The sequence below is a fragment of the Pseudoduganella sp. GW821-FHT05F09 genome (assembly GCF_059419605.1).
The window spans coordinates 408,290-431,704 of record NZ_JBWKSD010000005.1 but is presented as its reverse complement, the minus strand read 5'-3'; the positions used below and the strand labels follow the sequence as shown (position 1 = coordinate 431,704).

The following is a 23,415-nucleotide window of genomic DNA, read 5'->3' as shown; positions in this document are numbered from 1 at the left end:
ATATCAACCAACTACTTTCCAACCATGAAACTGATGTCCAAACTGGCACTGGCCCTCGCCACCCTGTCCGCCTGCGCAGCCGTGCAAGCGACCCCGATGACCTATACCTTCACCGGTCCGACCTTCACCTCGGTCAGCGGTCCCTACACCACGTCGGACCGCATCACCGGCTATGTGTCGTTTGATTCCAGCCTGCTGAACGCGCAAGGCACCGGCAATATCTACACCAGCTCGAACGGCATCAACAGCGGCATCAAGTGGATGTTCCAGGACGGCTACAACCACTTCGACAACGTGATCACCACCAATGCTTTCACGATTTCGATGAGCTTTACCAACTTCGCCGCCAGCGACTGGTTCATTGACGCCACCCATGGCTGGACTTCCAACGACCTGTACATCGCCGGCTCCAGCACCTACATCAGCATCTACCAGAACTCGGTAGCATCCAGCCCGGGCATTACCGCCGCCAACTTCTCCCGCGTGCCGGAACCGGGCAGCCTGGCGCTGGCCGGCATCGGCCTGCTGGGTCTGCTGGCCGCTCGTCGCCGCAAGGCCACCGGCCAGGCCTGATCAAATTTTCCCAATCTGGCGGTCGATAGCCTTGACCGCCTGCTCATTGCGCTCGCTGTAGCGGTCGGTCAGATAAGCGGTCCGGCCGCGCAGCAGCAGCGTCATCTTGAACAGCTCCTCCATCACGTCCACCACCCGCTCGTAGTAGGCGGAGGGACGCATGCGGCCGTCCTCGCCGAATTCCTTGTAGGCCATCGGCACCGAGGACTGGTTGGGAATGGTGAACATGCGCATCCAGCGTCCCAGCAGGCGCAGCGTGTTGACCACGTTGAACGACTGCGATCCGCCGCACACCTGCATCACCGCCAGCGTGCGCCCCTGGCTGGGCCGCAGCGCGCCCTGCTCCAGCGGTATCCAGTCGATCTGGTTCTTCATCACGGCCGTGATGGCGCCGTGGCGCTCGGGGCTGCACCACACCTGGCCTTCGGACCACAAGCTCAGCGCGCGCAGCTCCACCACCTTGGGATGCGTTTCGGGCACGCTGCCCGCCATGGGCAGCTCCATCGGATCGAATATCTTCACCTCGGCGCCGAAGTGCTCCAGGATGCGCGCCGCCTCGTAGACCAGGAAGCGGCTGAAGGAGCGCTCGCGCAGCGAGCCGTACAGCATGAGAATGCGCGGCGGATGGTCCAGCTCGCCCACCGGCGCCAGCTTGGCGAGCGTGGGCGTATCCAGCAGTTCGGGTTTGATGTTGGGCAGATTCGGGATGCTCATACGGACTCCTTATTCTCCGCGTACAGCCAGCGGAACAAGACGGTGGCGGCGGCCGCGCCGAGCAGCTGGGCCGCGATGAAGCCGGGCGCGTCCACGGGACGGATGCCGGCGAAGGTGTCGCTGACGCTGCGCGCCAGCGTGACGGCGGGATTGGCGAACGAGGTGGAGGCGGTGAACCAGTAGGCGGCGGTGATATAGGCCGCCACCGCGAACGGCGTGGCGCCCGGCCGGCTGCGCGTGCAGCCGATGATGACGCCCAGCAGCCCGAAGGTGGCCACGCATTCGCTCCACCACTGGGCCGCGCCGCTGCGCGCATGGGCCGAGGCGGTGTAGGCGTCCAGCCCGAACATGGCGTGCGCGGCGGCCACGCCCGCGAAGGCGCCCGCCAGCTGCACCGCCAGGTAGGGCAGCACTTCGCGCGCCGGATGGCGGCCCTGCCAGGCGGCCGACAGCGTCACCACCGGGTTGAAGTGCGCGCCGGAGACGGGGCCGAAAGTCAAAATCAGCGCCACCAGCCCGGCGCCGGTGGCCAGCGCATTGGCCAGCAGGGCAATGGCGGCATTGCCGCCCGCCAGGCGCTCGGCCATGATGCCGGAGCCCACCACCACCGCCAGCAGCAGCGCCGTGCCCAGGCCTTCGGCCACGTAGCGGCGCGCCGGGGTCATGGCAGCAGCGTGCCGATGCGGTCCAGCTCGGCCTTCAGGCGGATCGGATTGTTGACCAGCTGCTCAAGCGGCAGCGCGAAGAAGGCTTCGATGCGGGCGCGCAGCACGCGGTAGGCGTGCATGAAGGCGGCGTCGATCTCCTCCTCGGTGCCGGTGGCGTGCGCCGGATCTTCCACGCCCCAGTGCGCGCGCAGCACCGGTCCCAGGTAGGCCGGGCAGGTTTCACCGGCCGCGCTGCCGCAGACGGTGATGACGATGTCGGGCGTGACCGGCAGGCTGTCCCAGGACTTGCTGTGGTAGCCCTCGGTGGAAATGCCTTCGCGGGCCAGCAGCGCCAGCGAGCGCGGGTGCACATAGCCGGCCGGCTTGCTGCCCGCGCTGACGGCGTGCCAGCCGGCCGGCGCCAGGTGGTTGAAGGTGGCTTCGCCCAGGATGGAACGGCAGGAATTGCCGGTGCACAGTACTAAAACGTTCATTCAAACTTCCTTGGTGGGGGTGGGGGGACAGCAGTCCGCGGCGGCAGGCGCGCAGGGCACGCCGCCGCAGCAGTTTTCGGTGAGGAAGGCCAGCAAGCCGTTCATGGCGCCGAAGCTGGCGCTGTAGATCAGGAAGCGGCCGTCCTGGCGCGCGGAGATCAGGCCGGCATGGGCCAGCTCCTTCAGGTGGAAGGACAGCGACGAGGGCGCAATGTCGAGCTGCTCGGCGATCCGGCTGGCCGCCAGGCCGTCCGGCCCGGCCTGCACCAGCAGGCGGAAGGCCGCCAGCCGGGATTCCTGCGCCAGCGCCGCCAGCGCGGCCAATGCTTGTCTGGTGTCCATTTCCGCTCCAATTCGATATTTCAACGATTATCGAAATATACTACAACATCGTCAAAATGTGTAAAACTAGCCGGCATGGACAGACGACGAGCAATTGCAGCCCTGGGCAGCACGCTGGGGACATTGGGCGCCGTGGGCGCGGCCCTGGCCGCCCTGCCGGCGCAGGCGGGCGTGGCAGCGCGCATGCGTTTGGTGACCGCGCACTTGCCGCCGCTGGTGCTGGAACACGGCGGCGCCCGGCCCGGCGCGCTGATGGAGCTGGTGAACGAGCTGTGCCAGCGCATGCAGTTGGCGCCGCAGACCCAGTTCGTGCCGTGGCGGCGCGCCATCTTCCTGACCACCACGCTGCCCGCCACCGCCATCTTTCCGCTCACGCGCCAGCCCGCGCGCGAAGCCCAGTACCGCTGGCTGGCGCCGCTGTACGAGGAGCACTATGTGTTCACGGCCCCGCGCGGCAGCCGCTTCGACATCCGCCATCCGCTGGACATGAAGGCGCGCCGCATTGCGCTGCTGCGCGGCGCGGGCCAGGCCGCCGTGCTGAAGGAGCTGGGCTATGAGAACCTGGTCGAGGCCGCCAGCATCGACGAAGTCCACCGCTTCCTGCAGAAAGGCATCGCCGACGCCGCCTTCGGCGAGTACAACATCATCCGCGCCTCGCTGCGCAGCCGGGGAGAAGAGGCCGGCTTCGCGCTGAGCCCGCCCGTGCGCAGCACCACCGCCTGGCTGGCTGGCTCGCTCGACTTCGGCACGGACGACGTGCAGCAGTTCCAGCGCACCATGGCCGCCATCACCGCCGACGGCAGCAGCCGCCGCATCCTCGCCAAATACGGCCTGGGCTCACCAGAGAAAGCACAATGAAACCAGAAATCCTCGTGTTCGCCGCCAGCCCTTCCGCCGCCGTGATGCGGCAGCTCGACGAACAATTCCATTGCCACCACGTGTGGCGCGTGCCGCCCGCCGAGCAGGACGCCTATGTGGACAGCGTGGCCGAGCGGGTGCGCGCCATCGTCACCACCGGGCCGCAGGGGGTGAGCCCGGCGCTGGCCGCGCGCCTGCCCCGGCTGGAAATGGTGAGCCTGAACAGCGTGGGCTACGACAAGGTCGACCTGGACGCGCTGCGCGCGCGCGGCATTCCCGTCACCAACACGCCCGGCGTGCTGACCGAGGACGTGGCCGACCTGGCGCTGCTGCTGCTGCTGTCGGCCGCGCGCCGCCTGCCCGCCATGGACCGCTACGTGCGCAACGGCGACTGGAGCGCGCGCCTGCCGCTGGCGCCGTCGCGCAGCGTGCGCGGCAAGGTGGCCGGCATTTTCGGCTACGGCCGCATCGGCCAGGCGATCGCCGCGCGGCTGGCCGCGCTGGGCATGGAGATACGCTACTACCAGCCGCGTCCGGTTCCCGGCGTGGCCGCGCCGCGCGCCGACTCGCTGCTGGCGCTGGCGCAGCAAAGCGACTACCTGGTGCTGAGCGCCCCGGCCAACGCCGCCACGCGGCACGCGGTGAACGCCGCCGTGCTGGACGCGCTGGGGCCGGAGGGCACGCTGGTGAACATCGCGCGCGGCGCGCTGGTGGACGAGCAGGCGCTGATCGCGGCGCTGCAGAGCGGCCAGCTGGGCGCCGCCGCGCTGGACGTGTTCGAGCACGAGCCGGAGGTGCCGCCCGCGCTGCGCGCGCTGGACAACGTGGTGCTCACGCCCCACATCGGCAGCCTGACGGTGGAAACCCGGCACGCCATGGGCCAGCTGGCGGTGGACAACCTGCTGGCCCATTTCGCCGGCCAGCCGCTGCTGACGCCGCTTTCCTAGCCAAGCCAAATCCGCGCACACTGTCCGGAAGCGCACACCGCCAGCGTCCGCTTCCGGACGCCTGCGCGGCAGCGCGCCGCGCCGGCCACGCCGCCATGCGCCCCGGCCACGCGTGGCATGAAAGTTGCGATTCCCCAGCCAGATCCACTACTCATCGCTCATTATGAAACTGCGGGACTTCCGTATCGGCTGGCGCAGCTTGCTGCAAGACCCGGTGTATTCCTTCGTCGTCATCGCCGGCCTGGGCATAGGCCTGGCCGCCGCGCTGCTGCTGCTGGGCCTGGTGCGCCATTCCTGGCAGTACAACCGCCACGTGCCCGACGTGGACCGGGTCTACGTGGTCAAGCAGCGCTTCAACGTCGACCCGAAAGCGCCGTGGTTCGACCAGGCGCCGCTGCTGCTGCGCGCCAGCGCGGCCGGCACGCCGGGCGTGGCCGCCGCCACCGGCTACCTGCCGTCGCGCGCCGAGACGCTGGGCCTGACGGTGCGCATCGCCGGCCGGCTGCACAAGGTGGACGGCCTGACCGTGCTGCCGGACTTCGCCGCCATGCTGGGCCTGCAGGCAGTGCAGGGCGACCTGGCCGCCGCGCTGGAGCGCCCGGACAGCTTCGCCATCACCGAGGAGGCCGCGCAGCGCCTGTTCGGCACCGCCAACGCGCTGGGACTGACCATGCTGGCCGAGGGCAAGCTGCTGCGCGTGGGCGCGGTGCTGCGCACGCCGCCGGCCAGCAGCACCATCCCCTTTGAAACCCTGCTCGGCACCCGCTCGGTGCTGGTGGAGCCCGAGGTGCGCGACGAACTGGCGACCGGCTCGCGCGGCTGGTGGGGCAAGATGCTGCTGCGGGTGCAGCCCGGCGCGTCCCTGCCCGCCATTACGGAGGCGCTGCAGCGCGCGGTGGACAACTCTCCCGGCCTGCAGGACCAGCCGCCCGAAGTGCGCCAGCGCCTGGGCGGGCGCAAGGTGATGGAGGTGGCGCTGGCGCCCCTGAAGGACGCCTATTTCGACCAGGACGTGGCGCAGAACTTCGTGGCCGCGCCCGGCCCGCGCGCCCACCCGGCCGTGATTGCCGGGCTGGGCGGCGTGGCGCTGCTGATACTGCTGCTGGCGGCGGTGAACTACGTCAACCTGGCGGCGGTGCGGGTGCTGCGGCGCCAGCGCGAAGTGGCCATGCGCAAGGTGCTGGGCGCCGGCGCGCGCCAGATCGCGCTGCAGCTGCTGGCCGAGTCCATGCTGGTGGCCCTGCTGGCCACCGCCATCGGCCTGCTGCTGGCCTGGCTGGCGCTGCCGCTGTTCTCCGAGCTGGTCAACCGCAAGCTCGACAGCGTGCTCGCGCCCGGCCACGTGGCGGCCGCGCTGCTGCTGGGCTGCCTGCTGGGCGTGCTGACGGCGCTCTACCCGGCCTGGATCGCGCTGCGCGTGCGTCCCAGCCAGGTGCTGGCAGGGCGGGGCGGCACGGAGTCCGCCGGCGGCCTGCGCATGCGGCGCGTGCTGACGGTGCTGCAAGTGGCCACCGCCATGGGCCTGGCCAGCGTGGCCGTGGCCATAGGCTGGCAAACCGCCTTCGCCATGCGCGCCTCGCCCGGCTTCGACCCGGCGCCGCTGCTGATCGTGGACCTGCCGGAACCGGTGCGCATGAGCCCGGCGGCGCAAAGCTTCGTGGCCGCGCTGAAGGCCCAGCCCGGCGTGGCGGGCGTGGCCATTTCGGAGGACGCGGTAGGGCGCAGCAATGTGTCCTGGTTCCGCGACCTGAAACGCCTGGACGGCCGCAGCACCGCCACGGAGATCAAATCGGTGAGCGCGAACTTCTTCGAGCAGTACCGCATTCCGGCGCTGGCGGGCCGCGTGTTCGACCCGCGCCAGGACAAGGAGGACGACCCGGTGCCGCTGGTGCTGAACGCCATCGCCGCGCGCGAGCTGGGCTTCGCCGATCCGGCCGCCGCCGTCGGCCAGACCCTGCTGTTCAGCGGTTTCGACAACAAGGTGATACAGCGCCGCGTGGTGGGCATAGCGCCCGAGCTGCGCTTCCACTCGCTGCGCGCGGCGCCGCGCGCGGTGGCCTATGAATTGTGGACCGCCGGCATTACCCTCAGCGTGCGCGCCGCGGGAGAGGGCGCGCCGGCCGCCGCGCTGGAGCCCGCGGTGCGCGCGCTGTGGCCCAAATACTTTCCGGAGGCGATACTGAAAACCCGTTCCGCCGCCGACATCCTGGCCGTCAACTACGCGGACGACGCGCGCATGGCCCGCCTGCTGGCGCTGGCCACCGGCATTGCGCTGGCCATTGCCGCCTTCGGCACCTATGTGCTGTCGGCGCACACGGTGCAGCGGCGCGCGCGCGAGATCGTGCTGCGCAAGCTGTACGGCGCGGGCCGCAGCGCCATCGGCGTGCTGGTGGTGAAGGAGATCGGCGTGCTGGCGCTGCTGGCCGCGCTGATCGGCCTGCCGCCGGCGGCGCTCGCCATCCAGCGCTACCTGGCCGGCTATGTGGAGCACGCGCCGATAGGCGGCTGGACCTTGCTGCTGGCGCTGGCGGCCACGCTGGCCGTGGCCGCCGCCGCCGTGGCGCGCCACGCCTGGCTGGCCATGCGCATGAAACCGGCGGACGCGCTGCGCAGCCAGGCCTAGGCGGTTGCCGTCAAGCCTGCGGCGGCGTGGCGTTCGGGTCCATATACACCAGCTCCCACAGGTGGCCGTCCAGGTCGGAAAAACCGTGGCTGTACATAAAGCCCATGTCCTGCGGCTCGCGCAGCGGGGCGCCGCCGGCGGCCAGCGCCTTGGCCACGGTGGCGTCCACTTCCTCGCGGCTCTCGCAGGACAGGCAGTTGATCACCTGCGCCGATTCGTGCGCCGACGACAGTGGACGGTTGAGGAAGCCCTTGAAGAAATCCTCGGTCAGCAGCATGGTGAAAATGTTCTCCGAAATCACCATGCAGGCCGCCAGCTCATTGGTGAACTGGGGGTTGAAGCTGTAGCCCAGGGCGGCGAAAAAGTCTTTCGAGCGCGGCAGGTCTTTGACGGGCAGGTTGACGAAAATTTGCTTGTTCATAATGTCTCCGGATAAGAAGTTGGGTGGCTTGCTGTACTACGACGGCTGGCGCCGCCGCGCTTCGACACTTGCTGCAAAATATTTTTTCGGCGCCGGATCAACTGCGTGAGTGATTGGGCGGCGCGGGTGCTGCGCGGCGGCAAGGCGGTTTACCATGGAAAAAACACTCTGGAGACCGCCTTGCCCCGCCAACATTCCCCCGCATATACACGCCGCCACCTGCTGCTGGCCGGACTGGCCCTGGCCGCCACCGGCTGCGCCCCGCTGCCGCGCGCGGCACAGCAGCGCCAGCTGCCCCAGGAACGCGTGCGCGCCAGCGCCCCCTTCCCCATGCCGGACATCAGCGTACCCGATTTTTCCGCCAGCCAGCGCTTCCCCATCACCGATTTCGGCGCCGCCCAGGGCGACCAGCAGAAAACCAGCAGCGCCATCGCACTGGCCATCGCAGCGGCCAACGCGGCCGGCGGCGGCGTGGTGGTGGTGCCGGAAGGCGTGTGGCCGACGGCGAAAATCCATCTCAAGAGCAATGTGAACCTGCACGTGGCCAAGGGCGCCACCTTGCTGTTTTCCGAGCGCCCTGAGGACTACCTGCCCGCCGTCATGACGAGCTGGGAAGGCCTGGAGTGCTACAACTATTCGCCGCTGGTCTACGCCTTCGAGTGCGACAACGTGGCCATCACGGGCGAGGGCACGCTGAAGGCGAAACTGGACGTGTGGAAGGTCTGGTACGCGCGGCCCAAGCCGCATATGGACGCGCTGGTGGCGTTGTACCACATGGCCGCCAAGAAGGTGCCGGTGGCGGAGCGCCAGATGGCCACCGGCGAGGCCCATCTGCGTCCGCATTTCGTGCAGTTCAACCGCTGCCGCAACGTGCTGGTGGAGGACGTGAGCATAATCGACAGCCCGTTCTGGGTGCTGCATCCCTACCTGAGCCGCGACGTGGTGATACGCCGCGTGAAAGTGCGCGCGCACGGCCACAACAACGACGGCGTGGACCCGGAAATGAGCCAGAACGTGCTGGTGGAGGACTGCGTGTTCGACCAGGGCGACGACGCCATCTCGGTGAAATCCGGCCGCGACCAGGACGCCTGGCGCATCAACGTGCCGTCGCGCAACATCATCATGCGCAACTGCCGCATCAAGAACGGCCACCAGCTGATGGCCATCGGCAGCGAGCTGTCGGGCGGGGTGGAAAACGTGTTTGTGGACAACTGCCACTTCGACAACGCCGGTTCCGGTGCACGCAGCACCATCAACAACATCCTGTTCGTGAAAACCAACGAACGGCGCGGCGGCTATGTGAAGAACATCCACGTGTCCAATGTCAGTGCGACCAAGATCGCGGGCGGCGTGCTGAGCGTGGAAACGGACGTGCTCTACCAGTGGCGCGACCTGGTACCCACCTACGAGCGGCGCCTGACGCCGATCGAAGGCCTGCACGTGAGCAATGTGACGGTGGGCGAGGCGGCCTTCGTCTGCCGCATCCAGGGCGAAGCGGAGATGCCGGTGAAAAACGTCTCGCTGCGCGCCGTCACCGTGGCCAAGGTGCTGGAGGCCCCGGTGAAAACCGAGAACGTGCAGGGCTTCGTGCAGGCCTCCTGATATCCGCCGCTCCGAAATTAAATCGGAATCGCTTTAATCGCATGCGAAAATAGTTCTTGACTCTTGGACCTCCATGGTCCAAGATACATACATCGCATACGACATAAGCGAGTGCGAGAAGAAACTCTCCACCCATTTTATAGAGGAAACCATCATGAGCAACATCACCAAAGTCCTGGCCACCGGCAAAACCCGCACCACCGGCACCGACTCCGCCATCTTCTCCGGCAACCACGAAGGCCAGCTGGACATCCATCTGACCACGCCGGGCAACCCGGCCGGCCGCGAACACCATTTCGCCGCCATCGAAGCCCACCCGACCGCCGAGCAGCTGTTCGCCGGCGCCTGGTCCGCCTGCTACAGCGCCGCCGTCGGCATCGTCGCCAAGCAGCTGAAAGTGGCCCTGCCGGCCAACACCGCGGTGGAAATCGAAGTGGACCTGGGCCTGGGCGGCAACGCTTACTTCATCCAGGCGCGCATCAACCTCATCGTTCCCGGCGTGGATGCCGAACTGGCGACCAAAATCGCCCACGGCGCCGACGCAATGTGCCCTTACTCCAAAGCCACCAAAGGCAATATCGACGTGGCTGTGAATGTTATTACCGCTTAATACTTTACCTTAAACATCGCATGCGATAAAAACGCATGCGTTAATAAATCCTAAAGGAAATATCATGAGCAAGATCACCAAAGTCCTGACCACCGGCAAAACCCGCACCACCGGCACCGACGCCGCCATCTTCTCCGGCAACCACGAAGGCCAGCTGGACATCCATCTGACCACGCCGGGCAACCCGGCCGGCCGCGAACACCGTTTCGCCGCCATCGAAGCCCATCCGACCGCCGAGCAGCTGTTCGCCGGCGCCTGGTCCGCTTGCTACAGCTCGGCTGTCGGCATCGTCGCCAAGCAGCTGAATGTGGCCCTGCCGGCGGACACCGCCGTGGAAATCGAAGTGGACCTGGGCCTGGGCGGCAACGCGTACTTCATCCAGGCCCGCATCACCCTGTTCGCACCCGGCGTTGCCCAGGAGCTGGCCGACCAGATCGCCCACGGCGCCGACGCAATTTGCCCGTACTCGAAAGCCACCAAAGGCAATATCGACGTCGTGCTGACCGCCATTACCGCCTGATTGGAGAACACCATGAACAAGCGCCGCAATTTCATCCAGGCCGCCGCCGCAAGTCTCACCATATCCATCGCCGTGGCCGCCGCCTTCGCCATCGCGCCCGGCTTCGCCCGCGCCGCCAACGCCGGCAGCGAAATCCGTCCCTTCCATATCGACGTGCCGGAAGCCCAGCTGGCCGACCTGCGCGAGCGCATCAAAGCCACCCGCTGGCCGGACCGCGAAACCGTGCCGGACAACACGCAAGGCGTGCAGTTGGCCACCGTGCAGTCGCTGGCCGCCTACTGGGCCAACAGCTACGACTGGCGCAAGGTCGAAGCCAGGCTGAACGCCCTGCCGCAGTACGTGACGAAGATCGACGGCGTGGACATCCACTTCATCCACGTGCGCTCCAAGCACAAGAACGCGCTGCCGCTGATTATCACGCACGGCTGGCCCGGTTCGGTGGTGGAACAGCTGAAGATCATCGATCCGCTGGTCAATCCGACCGCCCACGGCGGCAAGGCGGAAGACGCGTTCGACGTGGTCATCCCTTCGCTGCCGGGCCATGGCTACTCGGGCAAGCCGGCTGAAACGGGCTGGGGCCCGGACCGCACCGCGAAAGCCTGGGCCGAGCTGATGAAGCGCCTGGACTACAAGAAATACGCGGCGCAGGGCGGCGACTGGGGCGCCATCGTGACCGACCTGATGGCGGTGCAAGCACCGGCGGGACTGATCGGCATCCACACCAATATGGCCGGCGCGGTGCCGGTCGATATCGACAAGGCGCTGTGGGCGGGCAACCCGCTGCCGGCCGGCCAGACCCTGACGGCGGAAGAAAAAGCCGCCACCGAACAGCTGAGCTTTGTGTACGACCACGTGGGCTATGCCCGCCTGATGGCGTCGCGCCCGCAGACCCTGACCGGGCTGACGGACTCGCCGGTGGGTCTGGCGGCCTTCCTGCTGGACCACGACGTGCCGAGCCAGAAGCTGATCAGCCGCGTGTTCAACGGCCAGACCGAAGGCCTGAGCCGCGACGACGTGCTGGACAACATCACGCTGTACTGGCTGACCAATACGGCCGTGTCCGCGTCCCGCTACTACTGGGAAAACAAGCATCCCTTCTTCGCCGTCAAGGGCGTGAAGATACCGGCTGCGGTGAGCGTGTTCCCGGACGAGCTGTACCAGCCGCCGAAGAGCTGGGCCGAGCGCGCCTACCCGAACCTGGTCTACTACAACAAACTGGACAAGGGCGGCCACTTCGCGGCCTGGGAACAGCCGGCGCTGTTCACGCAGGAAGTGCGCGCCGCGTTCCGTCCGCTGCGGAAGTAAGCGCCGCAAAGTAGTCCCGCACCTCCTGGCCCGCCGCGATGCGGGCTTCCGCGACAGCGTCCGGCCCCAGGCCGGTACCTTGCACCGAGAAGAACGCCAGGTCGTGCAGTCCTATCGTCGCCAGTATGGTTTGCAAATACGGCGTCAAAAAATCCGGCTGGCGCGCGCGCTGGCCGGAATACCTTCCGCCGGACGCGATGGCGATCAAAACCGGCCGGTCGCGCAGCACGCCAACCTTGCCTTCCGGCGTCAGCCGGAACGTCCGCTGTGCGCGCACCACGTGGTCTATCCACGCCTTCAGTGCCGCCGGCACGGTCAGATTATGCATGGGCGTACTGATGACCACGGCGTCCGCCGCTTCCAGCTCTGCGATCAGTTCCTCCGAATACAGCACCGCATCCACGCGCGGAACCTCGCCCCCGCCGAGGGTGCGCCGCACCACGTACGCCGCCGGGCTTTGCTCCAGCAAGCCGGCGATGATGTGTTGAGAGAGCCGGTAGCTCTCGGCCGCTTCCCCGCTGGGGCTGCAGCTGATGTGGAGGATGTTCATGGCCTACCTTTCCAGGATGTTGTTGATAGCCATGATTCTAGGCAGGCCATGGTATATTCAGAAGATCCATAAATTCACATTGGCACTGAGCCATGACCGCTCATATCGCACCGCTGGACCCTGCATCGGCGCAACCGTTCTACCGGCAAATCTATGACCGCTTCCGCGCCGCCATAGACAGCGGCGTGCTCAAGCCGGGCAACCGCGTTCCGTCCGCGCGGGCGCTGACCAAGGAGCTGGGCCTGGCCAGGGGCACCATAGAAGCCGCCTATTCCTTGCTGGCGGCGGAAGGCTATATTGTGGCGCGCGGGCAAGCCGGAACCATCGTGGCGCCCGACCTCAAGCCGCGCGCGCCGCCGGCCGCCGCGGCGGCCCGCCCCGGCCCCGGCGCCCCACTCAGCTTCCGTCCGGATTCCATCCTCCCTTTCCAGATGGGCCTGCCGGCTCTGGACGCGTTTCCGCGCAAGATATGGGCGCGCCTGGGCGCGCGCTGCATCCGCGCCATGCAGCCGCAGGACATGATGCATGCCCCGGTCTCCGGCCTGCCGGAACTGCGCGCGGCAATCGCCGCTTATCTGCACATGTCGCGCGGCATCAGCTGCGCGCCGTCGCAGATCGTCGTCACTTCCGGCTACCGCCACACCATGCAGCTGATCTGCCAGGCATTGCTGAAGCAGGGCGACCGCGTATGGCTGGAGGACCCCGGCTATCCCCCCACGCGCGAGCTGCTGGGGCATATGGAGATCGAGGCGGTGCCGGTGGCGGTGGACGGCGACGGCATGATGGTGGATGCCGGCCTGCGGGCGGCGCCCGGCGCGCGCGCGGCGGTGGTAACGCCGGCCCACCAAAGTCCGCTGTGCGTCACCTTGTCCCTGCCACGGCGGCTGGCGCTGCTGGACTGGGCGGCGCAAAACCAGGCCTGGATAATCGAGGACGATTACGACGGCGAGTACCGCTACGCCAGCCGTCCCCTGCCTGCGCTGAAAAGCCTGGACCGCGACGGGCGCGTGCTGTACTCGGGCACCTTCAGCAAGGTGCTGTTCCCCGGCATCCGCCTGGCCTACCTGGTGGTGCCGGAATCGCAAGTGGAACGCTTTGAGCAGATCAATCAGTCGTTCGCGGGCGGCAGCCCGCAGCTGACGCAAGCCATCGTCAGCGCCTTTATAGCGGAAGGGCATTTCGCGCGCCATATCCAGCGCATGCGCAAGCTGTATGCGGAGCGCCGCGCGGCGGTCAAGGCGGGACTGGAAAAGGTGCTGGGCAAGCATGTGCGCATCGATACGCCGCCGGGCGGCATGCATTTGATACTGCGGCTGCAAGGCAAGCAGTCCGGCCGCGCGGTAGTGGCCCGCATGCGGGAGCATGGCCTGTACGCCGAGGCGCTGGCGGACTGGACGACGAGCGGCGCGGAAAACGCGGCGCTGCTGCTTAACTTCACCAATATCGCTACGCAGCGCATGGCGGAAGACCTCGCGAAGCGCATGCTGCCGCTGCTGCAGCCCGCTTCACGCGGCATGGCTTAGTATGGAAGCGTATTTATGGCCCTTCTTGAGTAGGCCAAGATGCGTCACGATGAAGTCCTTCCCAACCCACAAAGGATTTCATCATGACTCAACGTATCGATTACGCCAAAGCGTCGCCCGACGGCTACAAGGCGTTCGGCAATGTGTACGCCACTCTGCAAAAGAGCGGCCTGCCGAAGGAGCTGGTTGACCTCGCCTATCTGCGCGTCTCGCAAATCAACGGCTGCGCCTTCTGCATCGACATGCATACGGCCGACCTGCTCAAGTCCGGCCTGGCGGTGGACAAGCTGGTGCTGGTGGCGGTATGGCGCGATGCCGGCGCGGTCTTCAGCGGGCGCGAACGCGCGACGCTGGCCTGGGCCGAAGCCGTCACGCGGGTGGCTGACAGCGGCGTGCCCGACGCGGAATACGCCGCCGCCGCCGCCGAATTCAGCGGCAAGGAGCTGGCGGATCTGACCTATGCCATCGGCCTGATGAATGCATTCAACCGCTTCGGCGTGGCGTTCCGGTCCACGCCTGCGGCGGCCGCCAGGGCAGCCGGCGCAAGCGGGGCCTGACATGGCCTGGACGCTGCTCGGCATCGCCGGCCTGCTGGAAATTGTGTTCGCCTTCAGCATGAAGGCGTCCGACGGCTTCACACGCCTCGCGCCCGCGCTGTGCACGGTCGCCAGCGGACTGGCCAGCGTGGTGCTGCTGTCCCTGGCGCTGCGCACGCTGCCCATGGGCACCGGCTACGCGGTGTGGACCGGCATCGGTGCGGCCGGCGCCGCCATCGTCGGCATCGCGGTGCTGGGCGACTCCGCCGCGCCGATGCGCATCCTCTGCCTGGCCCTCATCCTGGCGGGCGTGATTGGCCTGAAACTCTCGGCCTGAAGCGGAGGGACTAGATGGCGCAATCCGGCGGGAAGTCGGCCAGCTTGTAGCCGTCGACTTCGACCAGGCGGTCCAGCCGGACCGTCTCGCCGGAACTCAGCGTCAGGTAATCGGCGCCTTCGCGGGCGAACACGTCCTTGATGACGGCGCTGCGCTGCTGCTGCGCACCGCCGCCGTCAATAAAGCTGATGCTGGCCTGCTTGCGCAAGGTGGCCAGATCCTCCAGCCGGTCGTGGAACTCGCAGCTGACGGGAATGTACTCTGTCGATGCGCTCATGGCTGCCTCCGTTTAATTTTCCTAGTATGCCAGTTTCGCCGGCACGGTCACTTCGATCACGGTCCCGCCGCCGGGGCTGCTGTCGATGCGCAGCGCGGCGCCGATGCCGGCGGCGCGCTCGCGCATGCCGACCAGGCCCCAATGGCCGGGGCGGTGGCCGGCTTTCGCCACGTCCTCGTCCAGGCCGCGCCCGTCGTCGCGCACGCGCAGGGTGAGCGCCTGCGGCGCAAAATCCAGCTCCAGCACGATGTTGGCCGCCTCCGCATAGCGCGAGGCGTTGAACAGCGCTTCGCGCGCGATGGCGTAAATTTCGTCGTGCACGCGCGGCTGCAAGGGACGGCATTTCTCGCTCACGCGCGCCTCGAAGCGGTGCGCGCGGTGCTCGGCCAGGCCTTTGCCGAACTGCTCCAAGGCCAGGCCCAGTTCTTCCGGCGAGGCCGAGGCGCGCAAGTCCATGATCTGGTCGCGCCCCTCCACCAGCAGCTGGTCCGCCAGGTTGAGCGTCTGGTCCAGCCGTTCGCGCTCGCGCGTGCCTTGCGGCAGCAGGTGGGCATGGGCGTGGAAGGACATGATCAGGCCCTGCACGCTCTGGAGCAGCGTGTCGTGCAGCGACCTGGCGATGCGCGAACGTTCCGCCAGCCGCTCCTGCAAGCGCTCCTTCATGCGCTGCGTCAGGCTGCGGATGCGCAGCACATAGGCGCCATACAGCAGCAGGCCGGCGCCCAGCGCCAGCAGCAGCTTGAACCACGGCGTTTGCATAAACCCCGGCGGAATATGGATCTCCAGCGCGGCGCCGTCCTGGTTCCAGACGCCGTCCTCGTTGGCGGCCATGACCTCGAAGCGGTAATTCCCGGGAGCCAGATTGGTGTAGTAGGCTTCGCGCCGGCCTACCGGCTCCTGCCAGCCGTCGTCCACGCCGGCCAGGCGGTAGCGGAAGCGCACGCGCTCCGGCATGGACAGGCTCAGCGCCGTAAAGGCGATCTGCAGGCTTTTGCTGCCCTGCGGCAGGCGGACCGGGCCTGAACCCTCGGTGGCGTAGCGCACGCCGTCGGCCAGCAGCGCGTGCACCTGCACCGGCGGCGGCAGCGGGTTGCGGCGGATGTGCGCCGGGTCCAGCGTGGCGACGGCGCCGGAGGTGGACAGCCAGAGCAGCCCGTCCGACCCGTATATCAGCGACGGCACCGGGCGCAGCTGGGCGGCGTGGCCTTGCAAGCCGTCCAGCGCGTCGAAGCGCTCGAAACTCACGGCCTGGTCAGGCTGGTTCAGCCACGCCGCCACGCTGGCCGCAGTCACATGGAAAAGGCCGTCCGCGCCGTGCAGCCACAGGTCGCCGCCGGGCAGGCGCACGATGCCGGACACGCCACGGAACGTCTCGCCGCGCTCGCCGCGCAGCGCCGCGAACCGGCCGGCGCGGAACAGGGCCACGCCTTCCTCGCCGCCGGCCCACATCAACTCGCCGTCCCGGTATAGCTGCAGCACGGTGCCCAGCTGCAGGCCTTGCTCCGCGCCCAGGCGCCGCACCGCGCCGTCCTGCTGCCGCTCCGCCACCAGGCTGATGCTGTTGCGCGCATGGCCGAACCACAGCGTGCCCTGGCCGTCCATGGCCATCGCCGTGGTCAGCTCCCTGGGAAAGCCGCGCAGGCCGCCTTCCCTGATCCACTGCCCGCCCGCGCGCTTGAACAGGCCGCCGCCCGAGAATGAGGCCCACAGCGCGCCGCTGCGGTCCTGCTGCAGGGCTTGCGGGTCCAGCCCGGCCACGCCGTCGGGCGGCGCGAGCTGCGTCATGCTGCCGTCCGGCGCGCGGCGGTGCAGGCCTTTTTCGTTGCCCAGCCAGAGTACGCCGTCCGGCGCCCAATGGCTGGCCGACAGCATGGCCTTCAGCTCGACTTTCTTCAGCCCCTCCGCGCTGAAGCTGCGCACGTCGCCGGCGTAGTCGCCGATCCACACATCGCCGTCCGGCCCCGGCAGCAAACCGGGATGGTCGAACTGTCCCTCCACCTGCAAGATCTTCAGGCGGTTGGGGCGCAGCCGGTCCAGCCCGGTGGAGGTGCCTATCCACAGATTGCCCTCGCGGTCCTGGAAGGTCGATTGCGGCAGCGGGCCGCTGATGCCGTTCTGCCGCGTCAGGCGCTGCGCCGGCACGCTGGGGCCGGACGGCTGCAGCTTGCGCTCCACGCCGTCCCGCTGCAGCAGCCACATGCCGCCGTCGCGGCCGAAGCGCATGCTGACGCCCTTCTCGTCGGGCTTGACCAGCTCGCCCGGCGCGGGCGCGCTGCTGCGCACCCGGTAATAGTTGTCCTCGCCATCGACCGCCCAGATGCTGCCGTCCGGCCCTTCGTCCATGCTGGTGAGCATGGTGCGCGGCCAGGCATGGCTGAAACGGCTTTCGCCGGGCCGCCGGAAGTAGGCGCCGTACATGGTGCCCATCCACTGCGTGCCGTCGCGGGCAAACAGGATCTGGTAGACGCGCCGGGTCGGCAGGCCGACATTGGCGCCCATGGGCTCGAAGCGGTCCGCCCCCGGCGCCAGGCGCGCGGCGCCGTCGCGCGTGCCCACCCACATGGCGCCGTCCGGCGCCGCCTCGATATGGAACACGGCGCCGGCCGGCAGTCCGTCGGCCTCGGTGTAAGTGCGCGCGCCGCCTTTGCGGAACACGCTCACGCCGCCCAGGCGGTAACCCACCCACACCGCGCCGTCGCCGGTGACCGCCAGGCCGAGCACATTGCTGGAAGGCAGCGCATGGCCGTAGACGCTGCCGGTGCGCTCGAAGCGCGCGCCGTCATAGCGGAACAAGCCGGTGGCGGTGGCGATCCAGAGCCAGCCGTCCTTGCCCTGGGCAAACTTCAGCACGTCCACCGGCGCCCCTTGCAGGGCGCCCCAGGCGCTGTGGGTGTAGTCAGTGAGGAGGGGGGCCGGGGCGGGCGCAGCGTGGCAATGCAAGTGCAGCGCAGCCATGGGAGCGAGTGCCAGGCAGCGCAGGAAGCGGGAAGTCATCAAGCGGGGGCTGTTCAGGATGTGGTCATATAGCCATCACTATAGCGCATTCTCCTTGTCGGCAAGAGAGCGTTGCCGCACAGACCAACTGTTTGTTACCGCGTACTGTCATGGCATCGGACTGCTTAGTCCGCCGACCTGGAGACCATCATGAAATTCCCACTAAAAACAACGCTCGCGGCATGCACCTTACTGCTTGGCGGGCAAGCAATGGCTCAAATCACGCTGTACCAGAACGAAGGCTGGCGCGGCCGCGCCGTCTCCATCTCCAGCACCTCGGACGACTTGCGCCGGGTTGGCTTCAATGACCGCGCCTCGTCGGTGGTGGTGGAGAAGGGCCGCTGGGAGGTGTGCGAAGACGCCGGCTTCCGTGGCCAGTGCCGCATCCTCAAGCGCGGCAGCTACGAATCGCTGGCCGGCATGGGCCTGAACGACCGCGTGTCGTCGGTGCGCGCCGTGCGCGGCAACCGCTATTCGGAAAATGAAGCGCCCGCACCGCTGCCGCAAGCCAGCTACGAATACCGCCAGCGTCCGAACGAACGCACCTACGAGGCGCGCGTGACCTCGGTGCGCGCCGTGGTGGGACCGCCCGAGCAGCGCTGCTGGGTTGAACGCCAGCAGGTGCAGGACAGCCGTCCCAATACCGGCGGCATGCTGGCCGGCGCCCTGCTGGGCGGCGTGCTGGGCCACCAGATCGGCGGCGGCAGCGGGCGCGACATTGCAACCGTGGGCGGCGCGATCGCCGGCGGCGCGGTCGGCGCGAACGCCGGACGCAGCAACAACACCTACGGCCAGGATGTGCGCCGCTGCGAAAACGTGGCCAACGCCACGCCGCAGTACTGGGACGTGACGTATGAGTACCGTGGCGTGGAACACCGCACCCAGCTCGCCGCCGCTCCCGGCGAATACATCCCCGTCAACCGCGACGGCGTGCCCCGCATGTAAGGCACAAGAAGGCACGAGCGGCAAATTGCTCATCAAGTTGAGAGTTCCGGGGGAATGTTTGCGCATATCATGATTTTTGCCATCATGTACCCTTGGACGCGAGACCGCTTTGAGTATCAAGTTTGCCTTCCTGCTGTTCGCCGCCGACTGCGCCAGCGCCGTTCCATCGCATGCCGCGCCGGCGGCGGCCCCCATGCCGCCCGGCGTGTGGGTGCCGGACCAGGGCGACGGCAGCTACATCAATCCCGTGCTCAACGGCGATTACTCCGATCCCGACGTGGTCCGCGTCGGCGATGATTTCTACCTGACCGCTTCCAGCTTCACCAATATTCCCGGCCTGCCGGTGCTGCACTCCAAAGACCTCGTCAACTGGACGCTGATCGCCTACGCGCTGGACAAGAACGTGCCCGCCGCCCACCACGCGGCGCCCCGGCACGGCGGCGGCGTATGGGCGCCGGCCATCCGCCATCACGGCGGCAAGTTCTACATCTACTATCCCGACCCCGATTTCGGCATCTACATGGTGAGCGCCACCGATCCCAAAGGACCGTGGACGGCCCCCGTCATGGTGGACGGCACCAGGGGCGCCATCGATCCCGCGCCGTTCTGGGACGACGACGGCCAGGCCTGGCTGGTGCACGGCTACGCCGCCTCGCGCGCCGGCTTCGCCAACGTGATCACGCTGAAGAAAATGAAGACCGACGGCACGCAGACGCTGGACGCCGGCGTGCGCATCATCGAAGGCGACAAGCTGCCCAAGACCATGACCTCGCAGGGGCCGATGCCGTGGTTCACCACCGAAGGCCCCAAGCTGTATAAGCGCGGCGGCTACTACTACGTGTTTGCGCCGTCCGGCTCCGTCAAGGGCGGCTGGCAGGGCGTGTTCCGCGCCAAACGCATAGACGGCCCCTACGAGGCGCGCAACGTGATGGACCAGGGCGACAGCGCCATCAACGGCCCCCACCAGGGCGCCTGGGTGGACACGCCGTCCGGCGAGGACTGGTTCCTGCACTTTTCCGACACCGACTCCTACGGCCGCCGCGTCTTCCTGCAGCCCATGCGCTGGAGCGCGGACGGTTGGCCCGTGATCGGCGCGCAGCAGGGCAAGCAAAGCTACGGCGCGCCGCTCAGCCGGCACGCCAAGCCCAGGGTGGCGGCGCAGCCCGTCGCGGTGCCCGTCAACAGCGACGAATTCGACGCCGGCTACCACCTGGGCTGGCAGTGGGCCGCCAATCCCGCGCCGGACTGGGTGGACGGCGCCGTCCGTGGCCGGCTGCGGCTCAAGGCGGTGTCCTCGTCCGCCAACCTGTGGGAGGCGGGCAATCTGCTGACCCAGAAGCTGCCCGGCATGGCCTTCTCCGTGACCGCCAGCGTGGAGCTGCGCCCCGGCGCCATCGGCGAGCGCGCCGGCCTGCTGGCGATGGGCTACGACTATGCGTGGATAGGCCTGGAAAACACCGTGGACGGCCTGCGCCTGGTGCAAGCCACACGCCTCAAATCCAATCTCGGCCTGCACCTGGGCACGCTGCAGCAAAGCTCCGAAACGGTGGTGACCGCGCCCGTGCCGGTCCAGGGGCCGGTGCATGTGCGGCTCAGCTTTGCGCCGCTGGAAGTGCCCGCGCTGCCGCCGCAGGAGCGCCTCTACTGGCCGTCCATGCTGCGCGCCACGCACGCCAAGGTGAGCTTCAGCTACAGCCTCGACGGCGCCACTTTCCACCCGCTCGGCCCCGCGTTCACCACCCAGCCGGGCCGCTGGGTAGGCACGCAGGTGGGCCTGTTTGCGCAAGCGCCGTCCGGCACGCCGTCCCATACCGCTACCCGCGTCGGTTACGCGGACTTTGATTATTTCCGTTTTTCCAAACCCAATCCATGACCACTCCTTTCAGCCGCCGTTCCTTCCTCCAGGCGTCGATGCTCGCATCGCTGCCGCTCGCCACCGCCAAGGCGCAACCGCCTGGCGCCGCGCCAGCCTCCGCGCCAGCCGCGCCCGCCATCCAGCCCAGCCAGGGCGCGGCCTTGCAGTGGCTGGAAGGCGGCGTTCCGGCGCTGTCCAACGGCGCCACGCTGGGCCTGCCCTGGCCCAAGGGCGCGTTTCCGAAAGACCAGTCCTTCGTGCTGGCCGGCGCCGCCGGCGACGTGGCGGTGCAGACCTGGCCGCTGGCCTACTGGCCGGACGGCTCGCTGAAATGGACCGGCCACGCCCTGCCGGCAGGCGCGGGCCTGGCGAAGCAGCTGGCCATCAAGCCCGGCAAGGCGGCCGCCGCCGCCGTGGCCGTGCGCGTGCTGGAGGGCCCGAACGCGATTGACGTGGACACCGGCGTCATCCGCGCCACCATTCCGCGCAAGGGCGCCGAGCTGATTTCCGCCATCCGCCGCGACGGCCGCGACATCGCGCGCGGCGGCCGCCTGGTGGCGCTGACCGACGACCAGCCGGACGCCTCGGCCGGCGCCGTGCGCCAGACCAGCTACGAGAGCACCGTCAAGTCCGTCACCGTGGAACAGAAGGGCCCGGTGCGCGCCGTGCTGCGCATAGAAGGCAAGCACCGCAGCGGCCAGCGCGAATGGCTGCCCTTCACCGTGCGCCTGTACTTCTACGCCGGCGCCGAGTCGGTGCGCATCATGCACACCTTCGTATTCGACGGCGACGAGCACAAGGACTACCTGCGCGGCATAGGCGTGCGCTTCGCGGTGCCGCTCACGGACGAGATGCACAACCGCCACGTGCGTTTCGCCGGCGAGAACCAGGGCGTCTGGGGCGAGGGCGTGCGCACGCTGACCGGCCTGCGGCGCGATCCCGGCGAAGCCTTCCGCAAGGCCCAGGTGGCCGGCCTGCCGGTGCCGCCGCTGGAGCAGATGAACAAGCAGGTCAGCAGCCGCCTGAACCTGATCCCGGCCTGGGGCGACTTCACGCTGTCGCAGCTGTCGGCCGACGGCTTCCAGATCCGCAAGCGCACCAAGCCGGGCCACGGCTGGATCGACGCCAGCTGGGGCCGCCGCGCGGCGGGCTCCGGCTACATCGGCGGCATTTCCGGCGGCGTGGCCTTCGGCCTGCGCGACTTCTGGCAGCGCCACCCGACCCAGCTCGACATCCGCAACGCCCACACCGACGCGGCCGAAGTGACGCTGTGGATGTGGTCGCCCGACGCGCCGGCGATGGACATGCGCTTCTACCACGACGGCATGGGCATGGAAACCCACGAGCAGGAGCGCGAAGGCCTGGAGATCACCTACGAGGACTACGAAAAAGGCTATGGCAGCCCGGTGGGCGTGGCGCGCAGCAGCGAGATCACGCTGTACGCGCTGGCCGCCACGCCGTCGCGCGAACGCATGGCGCAGCTGGCCGAGGCGGTGCAGCTGCCGCCGCAGCTGGTGAGCACGCCGGCCCACTACCTGGCCTGCAATGTGTTCGGCGGCATGTGGTCGCTGCCGGACCGCTCGCACCCGCTCAAGGCCCGCATCGAGGACGAGCTGGACCGCCGCTTCGACTACTACCGCAGCCAGATCGAACAGCACCACTGGTACGGCTTCTGGAACTACGGCGACCTGATGCACACCTACGACGAGGACCGCCACACCTGGCGCTACGACGTGGGCGGCTACGCCTGGGACAACTCGGAGCTGTCGCCCGACCTGTGGCTGTGGTACTCCTTCCTGCGCACCGGCCGCGCCGACATCTTCCGCCTGTCCGAAGCCATGGTGCGCCACACCAGCGAAGTGGACATGTACCACCTGGGCCAGTTCGCCGGGCTGGGCACGCGCCACAATGTGCAGCACTGGGGCTGCAGCGCCAAGCAGGTGCGCATCAGCGCGGCCGTGTACCGCCGCTTCTACTACTACCTGACCGCCGACGAGCGCGTGGGCGACATCATGCGCGAGCTGCTGAACGCGGACAGCAAGCTGGCCGCCGTGGACCCGGTGCGCAAGCTGAAGGATGCGCCGCCGCCCGGCAAGTTCCCGGTGCGCGCCGCCTTCGGCACGGACTGGGGTTCGCTGGCGGGCAACTGGCTGACCGAGTGGGAGCGCGGCGGCAACCAGCGCTACCGCGACAAGCTGCTGACCGGCATGCACGACATCGGCGCCATGCCCAAGGGCTTCTTCAACGCCGAGCGCGCCGGCTACGAGCCGGACACCGGCCGCCTGCACAACCTGATCGGCGAGGACGTGAAGGCGTCGCACCTGAACGCGGTGTTCGGCGCGGTGGAGATTTTTGCCGAGCTGATTTCGCTGACCGGCGACGCCAACTTCGAAAAGGCCTGGGTGCAGTACTGCGCCATGTACAACGCGCCGAAAGCCGAGCAGGCCAAGGTGCTGGGCAAGGCGCACAACGGCACCAATGCGCTGCAGGTCGGCCATTCGCGCCTGACCGCCTACGCGGCCTGGCGCAGCAAGGACGCGGCGCTGGCCAAGCGCGCCTGGCGCGAGTTCAGCCACCCGCCCACCAAGCCGGTGCGCACGGTGCGCATCAGCGGCCCGGCGGTGCTCAATCCGGTGGACGAGGTGGCGTGGCTGAGCACCAATGAAACCGCCCAGTGGGGCCTGGCGGCGATCCAGAACCTGGCGCTGGTGGGCGACTATATCGAGTAGGCCGGGCCGGCCT

At 68.2% G+C, this 23,415-nt stretch carries 22 protein-coding genes; 14 read left to right on the top strand and 8 right to left on the bottom strand.

The features are described 5' to 3' along the window. Positions 1 to 33 precede the first annotated feature (33 nt). Positions 34 to 573, top strand: a complete 540-nt coding sequence (locus AC07S4_RS18820) for a PEP-CTERM sorting domain-containing protein (protein WP_494988102.1) — start codon at positions 34 to 36, stop codon at positions 571 to 573. Here the strand turns inward: AC07S4_RS18820 and arsH are convergent, their stop codons facing one another. Genes arsH through AC07S4_RS18800 form a run of 4 tightly spaced genes read right to left on the bottom strand, consistent with a single transcriptional unit; the run spans position 574 to position 2,770 of the window. Further along, complete coding sequence (gene arsH / locus AC07S4_RS18815) at positions 574 to 1,287, bottom strand: arsenical resistance protein ArsH (protein WP_494988101.1); 714 nt, start codon at positions 1,285 to 1,287, stop codon at positions 574 to 576. It lies immediately after the preceding gene. Beyond that, entirely contained in the window at positions 1,284 to 1,952 is a 669-nt protein-coding gene (locus tag AC07S4_RS18810; protein ID WP_494988100.1) for an aquaporin, read from the bottom strand. Before AC07S4_RS18810 ends, arsH begins: the two co-directional genes overlap by 4 nt. Next, entirely contained in the window at positions 1,949 to 2,428 is a 480-nt protein-coding gene (locus AC07S4_RS18805) for an arsenate reductase ArsC (RefSeq protein WP_494988099.1), read from the bottom strand. The genes AC07S4_RS18810 and AC07S4_RS18805 overlap by 4 nt, the downstream gene beginning before the upstream one ends. Beyond that, positions 2,429 to 2,770, bottom strand: coding sequence for an ArsR/SmtB family transcription factor (locus AC07S4_RS18800; RefSeq protein WP_494988098.1), 342 nt, complete (start codon positions 2,768 to 2,770; stop codon positions 2,429 to 2,431). Between the two features lie 75 nt (positions 2,771 to 2,845). Between AC07S4_RS18800 and AC07S4_RS18795 the strand changes: the two genes are divergently transcribed. From AC07S4_RS18795 to AC07S4_RS18785, 3 genes are all read left to right on the top strand, one after another. Continuing rightward, positions 2,846 to 3,628: a substrate-binding periplasmic protein gene (locus AC07S4_RS18795; RefSeq protein WP_494988097.1), complete on the top strand. Its 783-nt coding sequence runs from the start codon at positions 2,846 to 2,848 to the stop codon at positions 3,626 to 3,628. Next, a complete protein-coding gene (locus AC07S4_RS18790) occupies positions 3,625 to 4,575 on the top strand; it encodes a 2-hydroxyacid dehydrogenase (RefSeq protein WP_494988096.1) in 951 nt (316 codons plus the stop codon). Before AC07S4_RS18795 ends, AC07S4_RS18790 begins: the two co-directional genes overlap by 4 nt. Before the next feature lie 163 nt (positions 4,576 to 4,738). Beyond that, the gene (locus AC07S4_RS18785; protein ID WP_494988095.1) at positions 4,739 to 7,198 is read left to right on the top strand and encodes an FtsX-like permease family protein; all 2,460 of its coding nucleotides are present in this window, start codon (positions 4,739 to 4,741) and stop codon (positions 7,196 to 7,198) included. A 10-nt stretch (positions 7,199 to 7,208) separates the two neighbouring features. Here AC07S4_RS18785 and AC07S4_RS18780 read toward each other — a convergent pair whose 3' ends face one another. Beyond that, positions 7,209 to 7,619 carry a VOC family protein gene (locus AC07S4_RS18780; RefSeq protein WP_494988094.1) on the bottom strand — a complete coding sequence of 137 codons (411 nt, stop codon included), beginning with the start codon at positions 7,617 to 7,619 and terminating at the stop codon, positions 7,209 to 7,211. 180 nt (positions 7,620 to 7,799) lie between these two features. Between AC07S4_RS18780 and AC07S4_RS18775 the strand changes: the two genes are divergently transcribed. The 4 genes from AC07S4_RS18775 (at position 7,800) to AC07S4_RS18760 (ending at position 11,656) form a co-directional block, all read left to right on the top strand. Continuing rightward, complete coding sequence (locus AC07S4_RS18775) at positions 7,800 to 9,221, top strand: glycoside hydrolase family 28 protein (RefSeq protein ID WP_494988093.1); 1,422 nt, start codon at positions 7,800 to 7,802, stop codon at positions 9,219 to 9,221. A gap of 154 nt (positions 9,222 to 9,375) precedes the next feature. Next, positions 9,376 to 9,831: an Ohr family peroxiredoxin gene (locus AC07S4_RS18770; RefSeq protein WP_161070284.1), complete on the top strand. Its 456-nt coding sequence runs from the start codon at positions 9,376 to 9,378 to the stop codon at positions 9,829 to 9,831. Positions 9,832 to 9,895: 64 nt separating this feature from the next. Further along, the gene (locus tag AC07S4_RS18765; RefSeq protein WP_494988092.1) at positions 9,896 to 10,351 is read left to right on the top strand and encodes an Ohr family peroxiredoxin; all 456 of its coding nucleotides are present in this window, start codon (positions 9,896 to 9,898) and stop codon (positions 10,349 to 10,351) included. A gap of 12 nt (positions 10,352 to 10,363) precedes the next feature. Beyond that, positions 10,364 to 11,656, top strand: a complete 1,293-nt coding sequence (locus tag AC07S4_RS18760) for an epoxide hydrolase family protein (RefSeq protein ID WP_494988091.1) — start codon at positions 10,364 to 10,366, stop codon at positions 11,654 to 11,656. Here the strand turns inward: AC07S4_RS18760 and AC07S4_RS18755 are convergent. Continuing rightward, on the bottom strand, positions 11,613 to 12,206 hold the full coding sequence (locus AC07S4_RS18755; RefSeq protein WP_494988090.1) for an FMN-dependent NADH-azoreductase: 594 nt from the start codon (positions 12,204 to 12,206) through the stop codon (positions 11,613 to 11,615). The genes AC07S4_RS18760 and AC07S4_RS18755 overlap by 44 nt on opposite strands. Before the next feature lie 92 nt (positions 12,207 to 12,298). Between AC07S4_RS18755 and pdxR the strand changes: the two genes are divergently transcribed. The 3 genes from pdxR to AC07S4_RS18740 all read left to right on the top strand — a co-directional run bounded on the left by pdxR (position 12,299) and on the right by AC07S4_RS18740 (position 14,602). Further along, positions 12,299 to 13,729: a MocR-like pyridoxine biosynthesis transcription factor PdxR gene (pdxR, locus tag AC07S4_RS18750; RefSeq protein ID WP_494988089.1), complete on the top strand. Its 1,431-nt coding sequence runs from the start codon at positions 12,299 to 12,301 to the stop codon at positions 13,727 to 13,729. Between the two features lie 83 nt (positions 13,730 to 13,812). After that, on the top strand, positions 13,813 to 14,286 hold the full coding sequence (locus tag AC07S4_RS18745; RefSeq protein WP_494988088.1) for a carboxymuconolactone decarboxylase family protein: 474 nt from the start codon (positions 13,813 to 13,815) through the stop codon (positions 14,284 to 14,286). Position 14,287: 1 nt separating this feature from the next. Beyond that, positions 14,288 to 14,602 (top strand): DMT family transporter, encoded by a 315-nt coding sequence (locus AC07S4_RS18740; protein WP_494988087.1) that lies wholly within the window; start codon positions 14,288 to 14,290, stop codon positions 14,600 to 14,602. 10 nt (positions 14,603 to 14,612) lie between these two features. On the opposite strand, the gene AC07S4_RS18735 is transcribed toward AC07S4_RS18740, so the two are convergent. Together AC07S4_RS18735 and AC07S4_RS18730 are read right to left on the bottom strand one after the other, a co-directional pair. Then, the gene (locus AC07S4_RS18735; RefSeq protein ID WP_494988086.1) at positions 14,613 to 14,879 is read right to left on the bottom strand and encodes a hypothetical protein; all 267 of its coding nucleotides are present in this window, start codon (positions 14,877 to 14,879) and stop codon (positions 14,613 to 14,615) included. Between the two features lie 21 nt (positions 14,880 to 14,900). Continuing rightward, complete coding sequence (locus tag AC07S4_RS18730; RefSeq protein WP_494988257.1) at positions 14,901 to 17,873, bottom strand: sensor histidine kinase; 2,973 nt, start codon at positions 17,871 to 17,873, stop codon at positions 14,901 to 14,903. A gap of 210 nt (positions 17,874 to 18,083) precedes the next feature. Here AC07S4_RS18730 and AC07S4_RS18725 point away from each other — a divergent pair, with 210 nt between their 5' ends. The 3 genes from AC07S4_RS18725 (at position 18,084) to AC07S4_RS18715 (ending at position 23,402) form a co-directional block, all read left to right on the top strand. Beyond that, positions 18,084 to 18,818, top strand: coding sequence for a beta/gamma crystallin-related protein (locus tag AC07S4_RS18725; RefSeq protein WP_494988085.1), 735 nt, complete (start codon positions 18,084 to 18,086; stop codon positions 18,816 to 18,818). 109 nt (positions 18,819 to 18,927) lie between these two features. Further along, positions 18,928 to 20,691: a glycoside hydrolase family 43 protein gene (locus AC07S4_RS18720; protein WP_494988084.1), complete on the top strand. Its 1,764-nt coding sequence runs from the start codon at positions 18,928 to 18,930 to the stop codon at positions 20,689 to 20,691. Continuing rightward, the gene (locus tag AC07S4_RS18715) at positions 20,688 to 23,402 is read left to right on the top strand and encodes an exo-rhamnogalacturonan lyase family protein (RefSeq protein WP_494988083.1); all 2,715 of its coding nucleotides are present in this window, start codon (positions 20,688 to 20,690) and stop codon (positions 23,400 to 23,402) included. Before AC07S4_RS18720 ends, AC07S4_RS18715 begins: the two co-directional genes overlap by 4 nt. Positions 23,403 to 23,415 lie beyond the last annotated feature (13 nt).